This window comes from Myxococcus dinghuensis (assembly GCF_024198235.1).
GTDB lineage: Bacteria > Myxococcota > Myxococcia > Myxococcales > Myxococcaceae > Myxococcus > Myxococcus dinghuensis.
In genome coordinates, this window is sequence record NZ_JAKCFB010000099.1 from 1 (window position 1) to 3,331 (window position 3,331).

At 64.4% G+C, this 3,331-nt stretch carries 2 protein-coding genes; both read left to right on the forward strand.

Annotation, left to right across the window (positions count from 1 at the left end; all coding sequences use genetic code 11):
* The first annotated feature begins 993 nt into the window (after window positions 1-993).
* On the forward strand, window positions 994-2,463 hold the full coding sequence (gene istA / locus LZ198_RS42575) for an IS21 family transposase (RefSeq protein ID WP_253977900.1): 1,470 nt from the start codon (window positions 994-996) through the stop codon (window positions 2,461-2,463).
* A complete protein-coding gene (istB, locus tag LZ198_RS42580) occupies window positions 2,420-3,205 on the forward strand; it encodes an IS21-like element helper ATPase IstB (RefSeq protein ID WP_253977899.1) in 786 nt (261 codons plus the stop codon). The genes istA and istB overlap by 44 nt, the downstream gene beginning before the upstream one ends.
* Window positions 3,206-3,331: the final 126 nt, after the last annotated feature.

The window sequence follows — 3,331 nt, forward strand, 5'->3', positions numbered from 1 at the left end:
AGCGCGGGTCTTCGATCCAACCGAGCGCGGAGAAGCGCGGGATTGGAGGGCCGCGCATCGACGCTCGAGGTGTCGAAAACTGGCGGCAGGGAAGCATTGGGTCACGCTGGGCCGCAGAAGTGGACGAGATGAGCGACCTGGAGGAAGGCCAGGCCGCCGGACAAATGGAGTCGCTACCTCTCCGCGACAGGCAGCAACAAGAGGCGCCCGTGTCACGAAAGCGTCCACCCAGAGGCCCGGGTGCACGAGCTTCGAAAGCGAGAGTGCTGTCATTGCGGGGAGCTGTTCTGGCTCTGTCGGAGGTGCGACAGGGGGCAGGCGTACTGCCGTGAAGTGTGCCGCACGCTGGCCCGCAGAGCGCAGTGGCGCAAAGCGGGCCGTGCCTACCGTATGAGCCTCAGTCCTTCCGAGGTGCGTCGTGACGCGGCAGCCCGCAAAGCAGCGCAACGGGCACGACAGCGAGCGCGGAGAGTCACACATCCAGGTTCAAGCCAGGCGGAGGCGGGCGTAACAAAAGCCGCACGGGTGCCCCGCGAGCCGGATGCGCCGGCCGCCAGGCGCCGTCTGGAGGTGGCTCTCTATGTCTTCACCACCGCTGTGGCTGACTCTCGAGGCACATACCCCGCACACCCAGCTCCTTCTTTCCGTGCCCAAGCAGGGCACTGTCCTCAAAGCCCGCCTTCCACCTGTACCGGCGATGACTCCAGCCGTGTCCCTGCTGGTGGAGTCTCTCAGTGCCTGGTACGGCATGCCCCTCTACGCTGTTGTCGATGCGGACGCGCAGGAGGCCCGCCTCCAGCCTGGGTTGTGGGCGAAGCTATTGGGAGACCTGGCCTTCAACCCCAACATCGCCGTCGAGTGGACGTCTCTGCAGTGCCCACCCCCACCCCGTGACAGGTTTTTCGAATGGGAAGGCTTTGCGTCGGCCCGGCGGCTTCTCACCCGCGCGGCGACGGGGCAGCAGCGATGATTTCGCCTGAGATTGGCGCAGAAATGAGACGTCTTTGCCTTCGAGAAGGGTGGGCAGTCGAGACAGTGGCCCGCCGCTTCGGCGTGCACCACTCCACCGTCCGCAGGGCTATTTCCGTGACTTCGGAGGCGGCCCAACCCCGGCCTGCTGGCGTCTTGGAGCCCTTCAAACCCTACCTTGTCCAGCGCCTCACGGAAGCGCCAGAGTTGACGGGAACCCGCCTCCTGGCTGAGTTGAAGGCCCAAGGCTACCAGCATGGGATTGCCATTCTGCGTCGCTACGTGGCGAAGGTACGGCACCCGCGGCCGCGCAAGGTGTACTTGCGCGTGGAGACGGAGCCCGGGGAGTACGCCCAGGTGGACTGGGGAAGCTTTGGACACTTCCGCATTGGCTCCACCTCACGCCCCCTTTCCGCATTCGCCATGGTGCTGTCCTACTCGCGCGCTCTCTTCGTTGACTTCTCCTTGGACATGCACATGGAAACCTTCCTGCGCATGCACCAGCGCGCCCTGGAGTACTTCGGCGGCATCCCTCGGCGAATCCTCTACGACAACCTCAAGTCCGTTGTCCTCAACCGCGTCGGAAGCACGGTGCAATTCAACCCACGCTTCCTCTCCTTCGCGGGACACTACCTCTTCGAGCCCACCGCGGCCCCCATCCGCTACCCGGAAGCCAAGGGCCGCGTGGAGGCATGCATCAAGTACCTGCGCCACGCCTTCTTCTACGGCCGCTCCTTCTCCTCTCTCGAGGACTTGCGCGCACAGGCCAGGACGTGGCTGGCCGAGACGGCGAACACGCGGCTTCATGCCACCACCCGAGAGCGGCCCTGCGAGAGGCTTCTCCTCGAGAAGCCCAGACTGCACCCGCTTCCAGCGCACCCCTATGACACGGACGTCCTCCTCCCTCTCGTCGTCTCCAAGGAGGCACGCGTCCGACTGGACTCCAATTCCTACTCCGTCCCTCCTGAATTCGCTGGCAAGTCGGTGCACCTTCGGGCCAATGACACCTCCGTCCGCATTCTCCACGAGGGGACGGAAGTCGCCCGCCACGAGAGGTGTTGGGACCGCCACCGTCATATCGAGGACGCCCACCACATTCAGCGACTCCTCGAGCGACGCAAGCTTGCACTCGGGCCCAAGCGCAAGGAACGACTCGCCTCCCTCAGCCCTGAAGCCAGACTCTACCTTCAGGAAGTCGCTCGCCGCCCCATTCGCCTCAACAACGAATGCCGCGCCTTGCTGCGCCTCACCCTCCAATACAGCGATGCCGAGGTGGCCGCCGCCATGGCTCGCGCCCTCGTCCTGCGCACCTTCGGCGCCCGCTACGTCCGCGCGCTGATTGACCAGGCCCGTTTCGCCCAAGGCCTCGCAGAGCCCCCGGAGCCCATTCTCACAGGCAATGCCATTGCTGACTCCCTCGACGTCCAACCCCACCCTCTGGACTCCTACGATGCCCTCCCGCCCCAGAAGCCCAACCTCCGTCTTCCCTCATGACTTGTCCACACTCTCGCTCGAAGACGTCCTGCGCGCTCTCGGACTCGAGCATGCTGCCAGTCAGTTGAGTGCGGCCCTGGCCAAAGCCATTGCCAGAAACGACTCTCCGTCGTCACTTCTCGACAACCTCATGCGCGAGCAGCTCCGCGACACCACCGAAGCTCGCGCCAAGACGGCCCTGCGCCGCTCCGCTATCTTTCCTCTCCCCACCATCGACTCCTATGACTTCAACTACCCCAAGCACATCGACAGAGAGCTCGTCATGCGTGCGGCATCCCTCGATTTCATTCGGGAGAAGAGCAACGTCGTCTTCATCGGCCCAAGTGGGGTAGGCAAGACGCACCTCGCCAATGCCCTCGGACAGCTTGCTTGCCTCCGCGGCTACCGCGTCCGCTTCGTCGTGGCCGCTGACCTGGTGAATGACCTCGTCGTGGGCCAATCCAAAAACACGCTCCACAAACGGCTTTCCGCCTGGGCTGCACCCGAGCTCCTCCTCATCGACGAACTCGGATATCTCAGCTTCGACGCCCGCGGGGCCGACCTCCTCTACCAGGTCTTCAACAAGCGCTACCAACGCGCTTCCACCATTGTCACCACCAACCTCCCTTTCAAGGACTGGGGCAAGCTCTTCCACAACAGCGCTGCAGCATCCGCTATCGCAGACCGCCTCGTGCACAAGGGTTTGCTCGTCCGCATCACCGGCAAGTCACGCCGCTCCGACCAGGAGCTCGACGCGGCCTGACCAACTCCTCCGCAACACTGCCGGCCGGCAAGCGTCGCGCTCGCGTGATCGCTCTGCCGGCCGTCTCCCTTCCTGCGATCCTGGCTCACGCGATCTAAACGCCGCGCCTTTTCAAGATCGTCTCCA

Coding starts and splice junctions, on each gene's coding strand:
- istA (WP_253977900.1), top strand. CDS start 994: ATGAGACGTCTTTGCCTTCGAGAAGGGTGGGCAGTCGAGACAGTGGCC.
- istB (WP_253977899.1), top strand. CDS start 2,420: ATGCCCTCCCGCCCCAGAAGCCCAACCTCCGTCTTCCCTCATGACTTG.